This window comes from Saccharicrinis carchari, from assembly GCF_900182605.1.
Taxonomy (GTDB): domain Bacteria; phylum Bacteroidota; class Bacteroidia; order Bacteroidales; family Marinilabiliaceae; genus Saccharicrinis; species Saccharicrinis carchari.
Genome location: NZ_FXTB01000002.1, coordinates 452,632 through 469,002 on the forward strand (window position 1 = coordinate 452,632; position 16,371 = coordinate 469,002).

The following is a 16,371-nucleotide window of genomic DNA, read 5'->3' on the forward strand; positions in this document are numbered from 1 at the left end:
CACTCAACAGCTATGTAAAATCGGTTGGCTGTCCAATCTGTATTTACTATTACACTCAATACCATATATTTTCAGTTTAATTTGTTAATTTTGCACATAATAAAAAGTAATGGAGAAGAAATTAGACCATATTGTATATTCAAAAAATGTATTGGAGTTTGTAACCGTAGCAAATGAGTTCTGTAATCAGCTCGAATCGGTAGAAAAGCTCAGTACAAGAGATTTTTTTTCGGTGGCAACGCGCATTTTACCGCTGCTGTATATTAAAGCTTCCGTGTTACCCAAAACAGAACCTGTGCTGGACGAAAGCATAGAAAAAACGGTGTACGAAGAGGATTACCTCAGAATACAACATGCGCTAATGATCAAAATAGGACGGTACGATGACTTTTTAGAGGTGTTTGTCCCTAATAACGATTTAGACCAAAAAGAGGTGGCTTCAAGTATTTCTGAAAATCTTACCGATATTTATCAGGATGTGAAAGACTTTTTATTTGCATATAGAATTGGCATTAACGAAATAATGAACGATGCCCTGTTTGAACTGGTGGATGCCTTTGAGCTTTACTGGGGACAAAAATTAGTTAATGTGCTGCGAGCCTGCCACAATGTTTTATATGGTGATAACAATTTGGATGAAGATGTTGACTTTGAAGGGCACGAAAATGAGGTAGGTGAGAAAAATAACAGTTGGTTCAATAAGTTTCAGGACCAATGGAATGAAGAAGACAATTAATGGAAAAAGAAAGTAATTGGATAAATAATAAGATATCGAAAGAAGCACTTAGTGATTTGCCCTTAAAACATTATACCGGCGAAATTGTGGTTGTGGAAGACGAACAGGGTATATCCAAAGTAATAGAGGAAATTAACGGTGAAAAGGTATTGGGTTTTGATACCGAAACACGTCCTTCGTTTAAAAAAGGACAAACTAACTTAATTTCGCTCATTCAACTGAGTACAAAAAAATCTACCTTTTTAATAAGAACCAATAAAACCGGGCTTTCCGGTCAATTGCTTCAATTGCTTAGTAACCCAAATGTAAAAAAAGTGGGTGTGGGAATACGCGACGATATCAGAGGTTTGCAAAAAATAAAAGATTTTACACCCGCTGGCTTCGTAGAATTGCAAACGATGGCCTTAGATAAAGGATTGAAGGATTTTTCATTAAAAAAATTAGCAGGAATATTATTGGAAATACGTGTCTCTAAACGCCAGCGCTTATCTAATTGGGAAGCGGATGAGCTAAGCGAAGCACAAATGGTTTATGCCGCCACCGATTCGTGGGTAGCTTTAAAAATATTTAAAAAACTCGATGCCCTCGATCAAAATAGGGTAGTTGACGTTGAAACTGACAACGAGGCAAAAGCATAGCAAAAAGTAAGCTGAACTATTCATAAATATTAACGCATTAAATAAATGTCATACGTAAAAGTTGTTCTTAAATCAGGGAAAGACCAGTCTTTGCTTCGATTTCATCCTTGGGTATTTAGTGGAGCTATAAAAAAAATATACGGTAACCCGGCCGAAGGTGATGTAGTGGAGGTGTTCGATAATAAAGATACCTTTTTAGGCTTGGGGCATTACCAAATCGGTTCCATTGCTATCCGTATCCTATCGTTTAAGCAAGTGGAGATAAATGATCAATTTTGGTATGAAAAAATACATGTGGCTTATCGCTTGCGTAAAACACTCGGTCTTATTGACGATCCCAATACCAATGCGTATCGGTTGGTACATGCCGAAGGCGATAATATGCCGGGTCTTATTATTGATATGTACGGAGATACCGCAGTGGTACAAATGCACTCGGTGGGTATGTTTTTGATAAAAGATACGATAGACTCTGTTCTTAAAGACTTGTTTGGTAATGATTTAAAAGCCATCTATAATAAATCAGAAGCTACTTTACCTTTTAAAGCTCCGGTAGAACCCCAAAACGGATATTCCTTTGGCAAATCTGTTGCACGCACAGCCGTCGAAAATGGGCTTCAATTTAAAGTGGATTGGGAAAAAGGACAGAAAACAGGCTTCTTTGTCGATCAACGCGAAAACAGGGCTTTACTCGAAAAGTACAGCAAAAACAGGTCGGTACTTAATATGTTTTGCTACACCGGAGGTTTTTCATTCTATGCCATGCGTGGGGGTGCAAGTGTTGTACACTCTGTGGATAGTTCGGAAAGAGCAATGGATTTAACCAGGGAAAACGTAGAAATGAACTTTCCGGGCGATCCCAGGCACGAGGCCATTACGGCCGATGCCTTTAAATACCTGGACGATATCAAAGACCGATACGACCTGATTGTTCTGGATCCTCCGGCATTTGCCAAACATCACAACGTGCTCAATAATGCCTTGCAAGGATACAAGAAATTGAATGCAAAAGCCTTTGAGCAAATTAAACCCGGAGGCATTGTGTTTACCTTCTCCTGCTCGCAAGTGGTAAGTAAGGATGCGTTTAGAAAAACAGTTTTCTCAGCTGCTGCACGATCGGGTCGCAAGGTGCGCATTTTAAACCAATTGACCCAGCCAGCCGATCATCCGGTTAATATTTATCATCCCGAAGGAGAATACCTTAAAGGACTGGTGTTGTACGTAGAGTAAGCTATTGCAAGGCCATAGATAATTACAGAAATAAAATGTATGAAATTTAACGAATTTGATTTTACGCAGGAAGTCCTCGATGGATTAGATGCCATGCGATTTGAGCAGGCTACGCCGGTTCAGGAAATGGCTATACCTGTAATAAAAAATGGTACCGATTTAATCGCTTGTGCTCAAACGGGAACAGGTAAAACAGCAGCGTACCTGCTGCCCATATTAGATCGCATTGTAAGAGAGCGCAATACCGGAACTACAGCTTTGATATTAGTTCCAACGCGCGAATTGGCTTTGCAGATAGATCAACAAGTAGAAGGTTTTAGCTATTTTCTTAACGTAACATCCGTGTCGGTGTTTGGTGGTAACGACAAGGGATTATGGGATCAGCAAAAGAATGGCCTCACCAAAGGTGCCGACATCATCGTGGCTACTCCGGGTCGCATGATTCAACACCTAACCATGGGTTATGTCGATTTTGCAAAGGTTAAATATCTTATCCTGGATGAGGCCGACAGGATGCTCGACATGGGGTTCCATGAGGATATTATGATGATAGAAAGTTATCTCCCCAAAACCGCCCGTCAGGGCTTGTTGTTTTCGGCTACCATGCCACCTAAAATAAGGGAACTGGCTAAAAATTTGCTGAATAAGCCGCACGAAATTAATATAGCCATTTCAAAACCTGCCGAAGGTATATTGCAAGCAGCCTACTTGGTACACGAGTATCAAAAAATAGACCTTACAGTGGAGCTGCTCAGGGATAAGGACTTGCCTAGCATCCTTGTGTTTTCGTCACGAAAAAGTAAGGTTAACGATATTGTGAAGGCCTTAAGGAAGAATAAATTTAATGCACGCGGTATCCACTCTGATTTGGACCAAAGCGAGCGTATAGAAGTGTTACGCGAGTTCAAAAACCGGAACGTACAAATTTTGGTGGCCACTGATATTGTGGCTCGTGGTATTGATATCGAAAAAATAGATTTGGTCATTAATTTCGACGTTCCCAATGATGCCGAGGATTATGTACATCGTATTGGACGTACTGCCCGTGCCCAAACACAAGGCGTAGGCATCACTTTTATAACGGAGGATAAGCAATATGATTTTAGTAAAATTGAAGAGCTTATCCAAACCGAGATTTACAAAGTACCGCTGCCGGCCCATTTTGATGATGCCCCAAAATACGACCCTAAAGGCAAAAGGGGCAAGGTTGGAAGCAGGAAAAAAGGTGGCGGAAAAGGCAAAGGCGACAAAAAGCCGAAATACAAAAAAGGAGGGGGTAAGAGAAAATAGCCTGCCAATTACCTACCTCATTTTTTTTTATTCCCGGGAAACCCGATAGCCATGTGGCAAATATTGGAAAGGCAATGTTTATCGTATAGCACGGCTTTAGTTTTAAGGAAATGCAAAACTAAGTTCGCGAAATTTGTGAATTTCGTGGCTTAATTAGAAGTATATTGCGCAACAATTTGTGCTTGCCAAAAGCTGCTTAGATAGTCTCTTGCTTAAATAGTCAGATTTTTTAATTATGTCTTCTCAAATACATCAAATCATTTCCGATGAGCTGCAACTGCAACTCAATCATGTTAATAATACCATTGAGCTTTTAAACGAAGGAGCTACCGTGCCCTTTATCAGCCGTTACCGAAAGGAGCGTACCGGAACTATGGACGAGGTGAATGTGGCTTTGATTAAGGAACGCTACGAAAAGTTGTTGGAAATCCAGAAACGAAAAGAAGCGATATTAAAATCGATGGATGAACAGGGGGTGCTGACAGCTGAATTGGAGAAGAAAATTAAGGATTCGTTTAATGCCAACGAAATTGAGGATATCTATTTACCTTATAAGCCCAAACGTGTAACGCGTGCGGTAAAAGCCCGCGAAAAAGGCCTGGAACCATTGGCTAAAGTGCTGATGAAGCAATACGAACGTGATGTGCATTCTAAAGCTGCACAGTTTGTGAACGATCAGGTGCGTGATACGGATGAAGCGCTCCAGGGTGCCCGCGACATTATTGCTGAGTGGGTTAACGAAAATGCAGTGGCACGGGATATTGTGCGTTCGGCCTTTGATAGAGGTGCTGTTGTTAGCGCCGTATTGATAAAGGGTAAAGAGGAAGACGGGGTAAAGTATAAAGATTATTTTGACTTTAGCGAGTTGTTGAAAAAATGCCCCAGCCATCGTTTGTTGGCTATGCGGAGAGGAGAAAAAGAAGGTATACTTAAAGTGAATATTTCGCCCGACGAAGAACAAGTATTGGATCGTTTGAGACGCTACTTTGTAAAAGGAAACACAGAAGCATCGGAACAGGTAGAGTTGGCTGCCAAAGATGCTTTTAAGCGCTTGCTAAAACCTGCTATCGAAACTGAATATGCTAATTTATCCAAGGAAAAAGCGGACGCTGATGCTATTCAGGTTTTTGCCAATAACCTGCGTCAGCTCTTATTGTCGTCGCCCTTAGGACAAAAAAGGGTGCTGGCTATCGATCCGGGTTTTAAATCGGGGTGCAAGGTGGTTTGTTTGGATGCACAGGGCAACCTGCTGCACAACGAAAATATCTATCCGCATCCGCCCCAGCGCGAAACAAAACAGGCTGCCAAAAAAATATCCTCCCTGGTGGATGCCTATAAAATTGAAGCGGTAGCCATAGGTAACGGAACCGCCTCGCGCGAAACGGAATCATTTATCCGAAACTTAAAATACAATGCCGATATTCAAGTGTTTGTGGTTAGCGAGGATGGTGCCTCTGTATACTCTGCCAGCAAGGTGGCGCGCGATGAGTTTCCCGAGTACGACGTAACGGTGCGGGGTGCCGTAAGTATTGGTCGCCGATTGATAGATCCATTGGCTGAGCTGGTAAAGATAGACCCAAAATCCATTGGTGTAGGGCAGTACCAACATGATGTAGATCAGGGTAAACTAAAATCGTCATTGGATCAAGTGGTGGAATCCTGCGTTAACAAGGTGGGTGTTGATTTAAACACAGCCAGTCGGCACTTACTTACCTATGTTTCTGGGCTTGGTCCTCAATTGGCAAAAAATATTGTTGAATATCGTGCGGCAAACGGTGCCTTTAGTTCGCGTAACGAATTAAAAAAAGTTACCCGTTTGGGAGCCAAGGCCTATGAACAAGCTGCCGGATTTTTGCGCATTACCGGTGCGGCTAATCCTTTAGACAATTCTGCGGTGCATCCGGAATCGTATCCTATCGTCGAAAAAATGGCCAGCGACAATGCCTGCAAAGTAATAGACCTAATTGCAGATCCGCATATTAAGTCAAAGATAAAGTTGGATGCTTACCTCACGGATCAGGTAGGGCTGCCCACCCTAAAAGATATCATAAGCGAATTAGAAAAGCCCGGTCGCGATCCTCGTCAGCATATTAAAGTGTTCGAATTTGATCGGAATGTACGAGCTATTGAAGATTTGCATCAAGGAATGGTATTGCCCGGTATAGTCACTAATATCACTAATTTTGGGGCTTTTGTGGATGTGGGAGTAAAACAGGATGGCCTGGTACACATCTCTCATCTTGCCAATAAATTTATTAGTGATCCCAATGAAGTGGTAAGCCTCCATCAGCATGTAAAAGTAAAAGTACTGGATATTGACAAAACGCGTAAGAGAATACAATTATCGATGAAAGAAGTGGACTAAGGTTCAAGTAGACAGGATAAAATGGTGTTTAGCTTTATGAGCTATTGGGGCATAGCTTGGGGATCTTTTTTTTGATGATGAATAACCCATTTGTAAGAGCTGGGAATTGTTTTTAATAAGTATGACTTTTGCAACGGCTTACCTCCTTTTAATAGGGAAAAGGTGCTGATTTAACCAACTACCCTAAAGCTATTGTGGCAGCACGAGTTGAGGCAGTGGAAGGACTGGTTTTTAAGCCTTGCTGTTAAGGCGGGTCTTTCTTCATAGAGCCATACGGTCTCCCGCATATGAGGGAGATTACAATCTGTTAAAAAATGGCAGATGCTGCTTGTTTATAAACCTGTCCGAACAGGTCGACGCGTTCAGCTTACATAGTCTTTGAAAGTTCAACTGATACCTAATGCGTCCAAAAACTGGTTCGGAAAGCCTGAAAGTAACGCATCGGAGCGAAGTTAAATAAAAAAGGTTTAAGGTGCTTGCTAAGAGGGTATTGTCCGTGCTGCCTGCATGATAAGATAGCTGAAGTTTTTTCTGTTCGTGGAAGATCCGGATTCTTCCATTGGAGGATTATTTTTCTATATTTGTAGTTATTCACTCAAAAGAGATACGAAAAAGTTCCTATGCAGAAGTTCAATGATATGCTGTTACTGATTGATTCTTATATTGGTAGCAGTGCGTGGTTTGTTTATTTATTATTAGGTGTAGGTCTTTTTTTTACGCTTTATCTCGGTTTTCCTCAGCTTCGGTATTTTCGTTACGCCCTTAAAATTGTTAGGGGAAAGTTTGATAAGGAAGACGATGTGGGCGATACTTCCCATTTTCAGGCTTTGGCAACTGCCTTGTCTGGCACCGTAGGTACGGGAAATATTGCCGGAGTGGCATATGCCATCTTTTTAGGTGGGCCGGCGGCTCTCTTTTGGATGTTGGTAACCGCATTAATTGGTATGACCACTAAGTTTGTAGAGGTTACCCTGTCGCATAAATATCGTGGAAAGGCCGAGGATGGTACCATATCCGGAGGGCCTATGTACTATATGAAAAGGCGCTTGAACATTAAGTTGCCATCGGGTAAGCTGCTTAAAACGGGTAAAATAATGGCCATCCTTTTTGCGGTGGCTACAGTACTGTCTTCATTTGGTACCGGAAACCTACCTCAAATTAATAGTATTGCCAATGCCATAAACACTACTTTTGGAATTCCACATATCCTTACCGGCCTCATTTTATCCATACTACTGGGGACCATTATTATTGGTGGAATTAAGCGAATTGCCTTGGTCACTTCGCGTTTGGTGCCCACCATGGCTGTTATATACTTTATTGGTGCACTCGCTGTTATACTCTATAATTATCAAAATGTTATTCCCTCTCTTGTTGCCGTTTTTGCCGATGTATTTACAGGGACTGCCGCCACCGGTGGTTTTTTAGGTGCCTCGATTGCCTTTGCTTTTAATAGAGGAGTAAACAGGGGTCTGTTTTCCAATGAAGCCGGACAGGGTTCTGCTCCCATAGCACACTCCTCGGCCAGAGCACACGAGCCGGTTTCAGAAGGTCTGGTGGCGCTCCTTGAACCTTTTATCGATACTATTATAATTTGTTCGGTAACCGGAATTACCCTATTGGCATCGGGCGTTTGGTCGCAAAAGCATCAAAATGAATTTCAACGAGCCGACCTGCAATTCCTGACGGGGATATATAATGATCAATCCTCAATCGAAAAAGCAAAGCTAGGGAAACATGTGAACAGGCTTAACACCTTGCCTCTTTTTACAGGTGAGTTAAAGGTGAATGAAGGGAAGATAATGGATGAGGTATCATTGATTCACGCCCGATCGCTGGCCGAGCAAGTAAAGGTATTCAGCGGCCAGCAGTTGTATTCGGGAAGCCTTACAGTGGATAATGGTATTGTTAGGGCGGAAGGGAAAATTCGATTTGTAGGTAAGTCGCTTATTCATAGTGCGCCTTTAACTACCCTGGCATTTACCCGGAGCTGGTTTGGCGATTTCGGAAAATACATTGTTTCCATTGGCTTGCTACTGTTCGCATTTTCTACCGCTATTACCTGGTCGTATTATGGTGGAAGGGCAATTATTTTTTTGGTGGGTATTAAGGGATTAAAGTATTACCGCCTGGTATATGTGCTTGCTTTCTTCTTTGCTTCATTTACAGATACCACTATAATTTGGACTTTCTCGGGTATCACCATAGCCCTGATGAGTATTCCTAACTTAATTGGTATATTTTCGTTACACAAGGAAATGAAAATGGAGGTTAAGAAGTTTTGGGTGGAATATGGAAAACGTTTTCCGAATGAAAAATTGCCATTGCTTGAACGAAATAAACAGAAATAGTTCATCAAGTATAATGTTATGAATAGTACTATTAATTTATATTAAGTAAGTTATGTGTCGTTTTAAAATCCATCTGTTTCTATTTGTGTTTCTGTCGGCAATAGCTTTTGCAAGTTATGGTCAACAGTCAGATAATGAGGTAGTACTTAATGCTTTCTCCGAAATGGACTTTAATACGGTTTATTATCCGCAAAAAGCAAGCCTACAACTGGATTCGATAATAAACTCATTCAATAATTCCGAGAAACTTACTTATAAAGGTCACATTGAATATATTCGGGCACAGCTATTTTATAATCAAATGGAAGTGGACTCTTCCCTCTATTACGTGGAGGATGCCATATCTTATTTTACGGATGAGGAGGATAAAGAATGGTTGGCTCGCTGTCAGTTCTTGTTAGGCCGAATTGCCGAAACCACGGGACTTTACGAACAAGCGAAAATTAATTATTACGAAACAATTAAGCTAAGCGAAACAAGTGAAGAGCGGATGGTAGGTTTTGCCTATATAGCAGTAGCAAGATGTATGATGACTTTATCTGAGGATTATGAAGCAGAGGTAATAAAAGGAGTTGAGATATTAAAAGAAAGTCCGCATGAGGAGGTTCAACTCTATGCCGATTTTATGGAGCAGTATTTTAGGCTGATGGAACCAGACACCCCGGGAAAGCTGAATGTAATAGCAAATAAGTACTTAGATAAGAAAGTGTACAACCGGGCGGTAAATGTATATAAGATTGTGGCCAGCAGTTATCATGCCCAACAAGAATACGATTCGGCTCATTTGTATTGCGATAAGGCAATTCAAATCAGTGAAGAATACAATGTGGGCCATTTGATTTTGCCCGCTTTGTATCAGTTTAAGGGGGTACTTTATTTTAAGCAAAAAAAATATAAAACGGCCAATGACTTCTTCGATATGTCACTCGATCTGTACGCCAAATTCAACCAGCACAACAGGATGTTGTACACATATAATTATTTGCATCAGATAGACCTGGCACAAAATGACTATAAAAAGGCCTATTCAAATTTGCACAAATACATCGATTTAGTTGAGAAGACAACATCCTCTGAAAAAATACGAATGGCTAAGGTATTAGAAATAAATAATAAGGTTGGCTTGATGAAAGGGCAACTGGCTCAGATGAAAATTGAAAAAAAAGCCAGTGAGTTTATGCTTTATCTTGTGCTGTTAATTACAGCTGTAATACTAGTTGGAGTAGCTATTTACGTTTATTTATACCAAAAGAACAAAAAGGCCAAAATTGAGGAATTAAATAAGGAGTTCCATAATCTGCTCATAGGAATTGGCGAAAAACAATTGTTGGAACATAGGCTAAGTACACCTTCGCAAAGTAAAAAACGCAGCACTTCGCGGTTGACAAAGGAGCTTAATGTGAATGGTATGAGCGAAGAGGATTTAAGCGATAATTTTGATAGCTGCTATATGGAGACAATTGGATTGTTAACCGGAGCCTTTCCGCAATTAACCAGAACCGAAGTGAGATATGCGGTAATGATATGTCTTAAACTACCAATGGAAGTGATCTCAAAAGTACAAAACGTGCAGCCTGCTTCTATACGAAAAGCGAAACAACGTATCCGAACAAAATTAAACGTGAGTTGCAATCTGGATATTTATCTGCAACAACATCTCGAAAAATTACTTGCAGATTTGGCACAATAGTTTTAAAAATCAAAAGGGATAAGTTAATTACTTTCCACCGGCACTTACAAAAATTACTTAGCCTGATAAAATTTTTTTCCAGAGTTATTCTCAATCCAGCTCAGGTGAAAACGGCATTGTGTACCCAAGGCATAAATTTATCAATATAGGGTGGGTTAATAAGTCAATAATATATTTTTATCTGCATAAAAATGTACGATTACGGACACTTTATTGTGCGGTGTGTTTAATATGATAATTGTAAGTTGTTTTTTTTGTCTTTCAATGCCTTTATAAGTCGTAGTATATTAGGCGAATAGCTTTTGTCACGCTTTTGTCACGCCTAAAATTCGTCTTTTTTTTCCTCTTCCTTGATATTTGTGATAAACAATTTTTAAAAACCGTTTATCATGAAAGCTACAAATCTTTTTTCCACATTATTCACTGTATTTATATTATTTGTTTTTGCATTTGCATCAAATGCCATGGAGCATAAAGCACCTGTTGTTATCGAGGCAAGTAAAATTGTACGTGAAGATCCCATCATAATTATGTGTAATAAAGTAGAGCGTGAGGATCCCATCATAATCATGTGTAATAAAGTTGAGCGTGAAGATCCTATCATAATCATGTGTAATAAGGTTGAGCGTGAAGATCCCATTATAATCATGTGTAATAAAGTGGAGCGTGAGGATCCCATCATAATTATGTGTAACAAAATTAAGGATGAGGACTCGGGTGTTATTGTAGCCTGATTATAATTATTTTGGTATGTACTGCAGGTGAGCTTAATAATGGACTATAGAAAGATATTCTGTTGATTAAACAAAGCGCAGATCTGTACAGCGATGATAAAAATTAATACTTGTACAATGAATTAATAAGGAGAATGTTATGGTGAGTGTTTCGGTATATGATGGTATTGTAGAAGTTGAAGTTACCAAATTCATCACAATGGATGATGTGATTTTGGATGTGCATGAATATATCAACAGTTTACCATCACTGCCATCTGAGCAATTGATGCTTATTGATGCAACACAGTGCAGAACTAATATCGGTTTAAGTGATTTGGGGAGGTTAAAAAATACAAACAAGTTATTGACCGAATCTTTTGAGATGTTAAAAGTGGCTATCGTTCTTGATGATCCTTTGTACACCGCAATATGTATGGTTTATCAAAATATGATGGATTCGGAACGTTTTTGTTTAAGGGTATTTTCTACCCGTTCCGGTGCACTTAGATGGTTGAGATAGAAAAACTAAAAGCTAAAAAATATATACAATACTAATCTTGTACAGTTGGTGCAATCGTAATCTTTTACAGATGATTCCCAAATCGTAAGTTTAGCGAGAGATGATTAACCCAAACAAGATTTAAGTCCGTTGTAAACCGCAACTTTACAACGGACTTTTTTATTTTAATGAGGTTGTTGATAATAATTTAATAAATCGTTTAATTTTTGTTCGGAACTTTTAAGCCCGCCTATCCGGTTTCGCTTTGTCCATAGTTCATTATGTTTTTTTACAATTTGTTCCAATTCAACTGAAAGCATTGATCGGGTAGGAGAGTCGATATTTTTAGTGGCCAATTTTTTGGCTTCGAGACGGGCTACTCCAAGTTTAATACCATGTTTTGCCAGGTTTGCTGCATGCCTTATTTCTTCAACTGTTATAGCTGCATCCGAACAGGTAGGAGTGGAGGCCTGTAAAAGTTCTAATGCCTTATTGATTTCTGCCTTGGCAGCTAACAGTTTATCTTTTGTTATCATCTTAGTTTGGTAATGCCCTTTCATCGACCATTTGTAACGTCGTAACATTAAATGAAAAGCATTCGCATTTCCTTCAGGAATACCGCATAGGAGATATGCGTTACCCAGTTTTAATAAGGCTTCCGATAGCTTGCCAGAGGGGTCCTTAAAAACAAATTTATCTAATACGGTGCTTAGGTTCTCGGTAGGGTTAATAGTAGTGTTCCAGGCATAAGCGGCACCTACGGTCATGGCCGGGTAACAAACAGACAAGGGTTGCCAATGCCCCCAGTCACCCCAGTTTGTATTCAGATAACCTTTGGCTCCATATGTCTTGCCGTATTGTGCGGCACGCTGTAAATTGGCAAAGGCATCCCTGTTGCGGCCAATGAGCGACCGCCAGGTCCCCGTGCCCGGACATACATAAAAGTCTAAGCCACTATGCTTAAATCTGGGTAATTGTTTTTCAAACGGGAAATAGCTTTCGTAGCCCCATACCATAGCTGTCATGTTCTGCGGAAGGGAGGGGATGAGTTCGGGATAGTTTAGTATAATGTCGCCCCAAAATTGGGCTTTTTTACCATGTTTGTTTGCTTCCGTGTTTAGTTTCTTTACAAAGTCGAGATATACTGTGCCTTTTCCTTTTTCCTTGCATGCTTCTTTCGATAATCCATTGCCAAGTTCTACTGTTTCGTCACATCCTATGTTAAAATAAGTGCTGCTGAAATTGGGCAGTAATTCAGCATATAGCTCTTGCATGAGTTCCAACGACTTAGGGTTAAGCGGGTTTAAACTATGCCGGCTACGTTGGCCCCATATTGTTTTGCAATCTGTAGGACACTCCGCCAAATGGAGGTATTCATCGTGCTTTAACCAATTTTCCATGTGACCAAAAGAATTTTGATTTGGCACAAGATCGATAAACCTGCTTTTGCAGAAGGCATCTAACAATTTAATCTCTTCGGCGGTAATTGGGCTTGCCCCTTTCCATACCGTGGCGTGGTTTTTATAGGCGAAAGTATGCTCGGTATATAATTGAAATTCATTAATCTTAAAAAAAGCCAGAAAATCGATTATGCTATAAAGCGTTTCCATGCTGGGTACTTTGTCCCTGCTGATGTCCAACATGTATCCTCTTCGCTCAAAATCAGGCCAATCGCTAATGGTTAAGCAAGGGATAGGACGACCCGTATCTTTGCTGTATTTGATAATTTGTTGTAGCGTTTGCTTGCCGTAAAATAAGGCAGCTTCATTGTTGCCTTTAATGGTGATGGAACATGAATCTATAGTTAATTTATATTCCTGAGCGCGTTTTAATTTAGGATCAAGGGCCAGTTTAAATGAATTGGTAAAAAGCGGCGAATAATAATCTTTTACAGTGCCCTTTATATTGAAAGGGATTATCTGTTCAACGGTACGTATAAATTGATCGCTTGCAAATGCGGTCTTGTGATAATGGTTCAGGTGCCCTTCTGTAATCTGCATGTGCTGTGGCATAGGCATTAAATACTCCCTAAGCTGCTGAGCCGCTGTAGCATGCTGAAGCATAAATGCAAGTAAAAAAAATGTGGTAATTTTCATAGGTTTATATTTGATTTCATTTGCCTTATAGCCTGCCCCGATTTTTTATCGGGGGAACTCGCCATTATAATCATTCTTCTCCCTAAGGCAGGACAAGTGGTGTGAGAAAAGGCTCTCATAGCTTGCCCCGACCCTTCAGGGGCTGGTTTCATCTCGCAATAAATATATTCATTAATTGTATTCCATAGGCTGTCCCCGAAATTTGGGAGCCTTGAATCGTTAAAATAGGCTTATCTTAGATATTCAATAATCCAAATTGGTGAAGCTCTTGCCCGTTATAGCTTTGCCAAAATACATTAAAATCGCCCAGATTGTTTTCCTTAAAACTATCTCTTGTCTGGTTAAATGTAGGTTGCGTAAAGTGCTTAACACTACACCTTTGTAGTAATTCTTTGATCCAAATGGCGAGTGTAGCTTTCATTTTTAGTTGAGCTGTACCTTGTTTCATGTAGAACGTAAGTTCGCCCATTTGGGTATTTTTCCCTTTCTTTTTTTTGTCGTAAAATCGGAGTTCAGGTATGTTTTCCAGCCATACGAGTTTACTATTTGGCAGTGGTACTTGATGTGCAGGCTCCTGAAGGGATTGATAAATAAAGTCATACGAAATTTGTGGTGACGGAATTTTAAAATCGAACCATCTTTGCAGTGGTAAGTCAAAGCCAACATCATGCATGTAATTATATAACGATTTTTTCAGGCCATCGCTGAACTTATAATGGGGCGCTCCTGTTGGGTCGCTGTGCTCCAGATCGTTGTTGGCAAATGGGTGTGGGCCTGCATCTTTTATTTTCACGTTAAACCTGTCGGGATTTTTACCAACGGGGCTGTGGGCGGTCAGTGCAAATTGATGCCAAAAACCGGAGTGTACAATCTGATTTTCAAAAAGCTGTTTCACTACTTCCAGCGAATTAATGGTTTCCTGGACTGTCTGTGTGGGAAATCCGTACATAAGATAGGCATGGGTCAAAATGCCGGCATCGGTAAAGTTTTTACATACCTTAGCTACTTTTTCTACACTAACGCCTTTGTTAATTAGCGATAATATACGATCCGATGCTACTTCGAGACCGCCTGAAACAGCTATGCATCCCGACTTCTTTAGCAATTGGCAAACATCGGCGGTAAAACTGCTCTCAAAGCGTATATTGGCCCACCAGGTAACATTCAGGTTCCGCTTTAAAATTTCTTTTGAGAGGGCTATCATTAATGCAGGTGGTGCTGCTTCATCTACAAAGTGAAAACCCGTATGTCCGGTTACATCTATTATTATTTCCATTTTGTTGCAGAGCAATTTGGCGGTGGCCGGTTCAAAGCGCGAAATATAATCAAGGCTTGTATCGCAAAAAGCACAACGTCCCCAATAACATCCATGGGCCATGGTCAACTTGTTCCAAAAACCATCGCTCCACAATCGGTGCATGGGGTTGCTTATTTCTATAACAGATAAATACCGATGCGCTGCTAAGTCGGTGTAATCCGGGCAAATGGGATCCCTGAACGAAATATCTTTGCTTTGAGATCCGTTTAGATACCTTACTTGTTTCTCGATGCAGGCAAAAGTTCTTTTTAGTTGTTCACGAGGTCTTTCGCCTTCTAAGTATTCTATCAGGTTCAATAGGGGGATTTCGCCATCGTCGAGGGTGATATAATCTACAAATTCAAAAATTCTTGGATCACACAACGAACGCAACTCTGTATTGGCATATCCACCGCCAAAGCATACGGTAATGTGGGGATGGTATTTTTTTATATATTGTCCACACTTTAAAGCTGAAAATAAATTACCGGGGAATGGTATCGAAAGTGCAATCATATCGGGCTTTTCGCGATTGAGATAATCCTCTAATATCGCTAACTGAAATTGTACGATTAGCGATTCGTCGGTGAGTAGAGCGTTATATATATTGTCGAAAATTAAAGCCGAGGAGCTGAGCCGTTCTGCGTAGCGACTGAAACCGAAATGCGGGTCGATGCACTCTACAATAAAATCGGATATATCTTCCAGTAATAAGGTGGTTAGGTGTCTGGCCTTATCGCGTATACCCATGTTACCAAAGTTCCATTCTAAATCTTCCAGTTGGTCAAAACGCGAGGCGCGTGGTAAAAACCAATCGGAGCATATTCGATGGGCAAGCATATCGTTGCTTCCTTGTAAAAATAATATCAAATCGTCGATAAGATTGATATATTCATGCCGCAGAGCATAAATACGTTGGCTGTTTTCAGATGCGTTGGATAGTATTTCAGGGTCAATTTTAAATATTTGTTTCAACCCTTTGGACGAAAAAATAGTTAAGATTACATCAAGCCCTAAATCCAATTGAAACGAAGATATGTGTTGCGTGTTCAGATATCCTTTTAAGTAAGGTGTTGCCGGATAGGGCGTGTTAAGCTGTGTAAATGGTGGTGTAATCAGCAGAACTTTGGATTTCAAATGTTGCAATTTTTTGTTTTTGTACAAAAGTATAAAAATTGTTGGCTTCGCATTTGATGCTTTACCCCGAAGTGTTAATAAATGGCCGCAAACAATTAAAAATAGTTAATATCGTCTATTGTGAGCAGTAAGGGGGTACGCAATAGAAAATGTTTTTTACTTTTGCACCGCCTACTTCACATTTAACAACTGCTAAAAGTTTACTAACTTCATTAAATACAATGTATTATGTTAGTTTGACTTGCAGTGTTTCACAACTATTTTATGGGAATTTTGTCTGTTGCTTTTTTGAAAAAACATTAAAGTGTCAAGCGCTTGATAAGGAA

The 16,371-nt window shown here is 40.1% G+C and carries 11 protein-coding genes; 9 read left to right on the plus strand and 2 right to left on the minus strand.

Going from position 1 to position 16,371, the window contains the following annotated elements; genetic code table 11:
• The first annotated feature begins 109 nt into the window (after window positions 1–109).
• The 9 genes from FN809_RS06300 to FN809_RS06340 all read left to right on the plus strand — a co-directional run bounded on the left by FN809_RS06300 (window position 110) and on the right by FN809_RS06340 (window position 11,536).
• Entirely contained in the window at window positions 110–736 is a 627-nt protein-coding gene (locus FN809_RS06300) for a DUF5063 domain-containing protein (protein WP_142532642.1), read from the plus strand.
• The gene (locus FN809_RS06305; protein WP_142532643.1) at window positions 736–1,374 is read left to right on the plus strand and encodes a 3'-5' exonuclease; all 639 of its coding nucleotides are present in this window, start codon (window positions 736–738) and stop codon (window positions 1,372–1,374) included. The genes FN809_RS06300 and FN809_RS06305 overlap by 1 nt, the downstream gene beginning before the upstream one ends.
• Before the next feature lie 45 nt (window positions 1,375–1,419).
• Window positions 1,420–2,604: a class I SAM-dependent rRNA methyltransferase gene (locus FN809_RS06310; RefSeq protein ID WP_142532644.1), complete on the plus strand. Its 1,185-nt coding sequence runs from the start codon at window positions 1,420–1,422 to the stop codon at window positions 2,602–2,604.
• A 39-nt stretch (window positions 2,605–2,643) separates the two neighbouring features.
• Complete coding sequence (locus FN809_RS06315; protein ID WP_142532645.1) at window positions 2,644–3,894, plus strand: DEAD/DEAH box helicase; 1,251 nt, start codon at window positions 2,644–2,646, stop codon at window positions 3,892–3,894.
• Window positions 3,895–4,129: 235 nt separating this feature from the next.
• Entirely contained in the window at window positions 4,130–6,259 is a 2,130-nt protein-coding gene (locus tag FN809_RS06320; protein ID WP_142532646.1) for a Tex family protein, read from the plus strand.
• A 620-nt stretch (window positions 6,260–6,879) separates the two neighbouring features.
• On the plus strand, window positions 6,880–8,610 hold the full coding sequence (locus FN809_RS06325; RefSeq protein WP_142532647.1) for an alanine/glycine:cation symporter family protein: 1,731 nt from the start codon (window positions 6,880–6,882) through the stop codon (window positions 8,608–8,610).
• Window positions 8,611–8,662: 52 nt separating this feature from the next.
• Window positions 8,663–10,300 carry a tetratricopeptide repeat protein gene (locus FN809_RS06330; RefSeq protein WP_142532648.1) on the plus strand — a complete coding sequence of 546 codons (1,638 nt, stop codon included), beginning with the start codon at window positions 8,663–8,665 and terminating at the stop codon, window positions 10,298–10,300.
• A 389-nt stretch (window positions 10,301–10,689) separates the two neighbouring features.
• Window positions 10,690–11,034, plus strand: a complete 345-nt coding sequence (locus tag FN809_RS06335; RefSeq protein WP_142532649.1) for a hypothetical protein — start codon at window positions 10,690–10,692, stop codon at window positions 11,032–11,034.
• Between the two features lie 139 nt (window positions 11,035–11,173).
• On the plus strand, window positions 11,174–11,536 hold the full coding sequence (locus tag FN809_RS06340) for a hypothetical protein (RefSeq protein ID WP_142532650.1): 363 nt from the start codon (window positions 11,174–11,176) through the stop codon (window positions 11,534–11,536).
• Window positions 11,537–11,700: 164 nt separating this feature from the next.
• On the opposite strand, the gene FN809_RS06345 is transcribed toward FN809_RS06340, so the two are convergent.
• On the minus strand, window positions 11,701–13,611 hold the full coding sequence (locus FN809_RS06345; protein ID WP_142532651.1) for a beta-N-acetylhexosaminidase: 1,911 nt from the start codon (window positions 13,609–13,611) through the stop codon (window positions 11,701–11,703).
• Between the two features lie 235 nt (window positions 13,612–13,846).
• Window positions 13,847–16,045 (minus strand): B12-binding domain-containing radical SAM protein, encoded by a 2,199-nt coding sequence (locus FN809_RS06350; protein WP_142532652.1) that lies wholly within the window; start codon window positions 16,043–16,045, stop codon window positions 13,847–13,849.
• Between the last annotated feature and the right edge of the window lie 326 nt (window positions 16,046–16,371).

Coding starts and splice junctions, on each gene's coding strand:
- FN809_RS06300 (WP_142532642.1), top strand. CDS start 110: ATGGAGAAGAAATTAGACCATATTGTATATTCAAAAAATGTATTGGAG.
- FN809_RS06305 (WP_142532643.1), top strand. CDS start 736: ATGGAAAAAGAAAGTAATTGGATAAATAATAAGATATCGAAAGAAGCA.
- FN809_RS06310 (WP_142532644.1), top strand. CDS start 1,420: ATGTCATACGTAAAAGTTGTTCTTAAATCAGGGAAAGACCAGTCTTTG.
- FN809_RS06315 (WP_142532645.1), top strand. CDS start 2,644: ATGAAATTTAACGAATTTGATTTTACGCAGGAAGTCCTCGATGGATTA.
- FN809_RS06320 (WP_142532646.1), top strand. CDS start 4,130: ATGTCTTCTCAAATACATCAAATCATTTCCGATGAGCTGCAACTGCAA.
- FN809_RS06325 (WP_142532647.1), top strand. CDS start 6,880: ATGCAGAAGTTCAATGATATGCTGTTACTGATTGATTCTTATATTGGT.
- FN809_RS06330 (WP_142532648.1), top strand. CDS start 8,663: ATGTGTCGTTTTAAAATCCATCTGTTTCTATTTGTGTTTCTGTCGGCA.
- FN809_RS06335 (WP_142532649.1), top strand. CDS start 10,690: ATGAAAGCTACAAATCTTTTTTCCACATTATTCACTGTATTTATATTA.
- FN809_RS06340 (WP_142532650.1), top strand. CDS start 11,174: ATGGTGAGTGTTTCGGTATATGATGGTATTGTAGAAGTTGAAGTTACC.
- FN809_RS06345 (WP_142532651.1), bottom strand. CDS start 13,611: ATGAAAATTACCACATTTTTTTTACTTGCATTTATGCTTCAGCATGCT.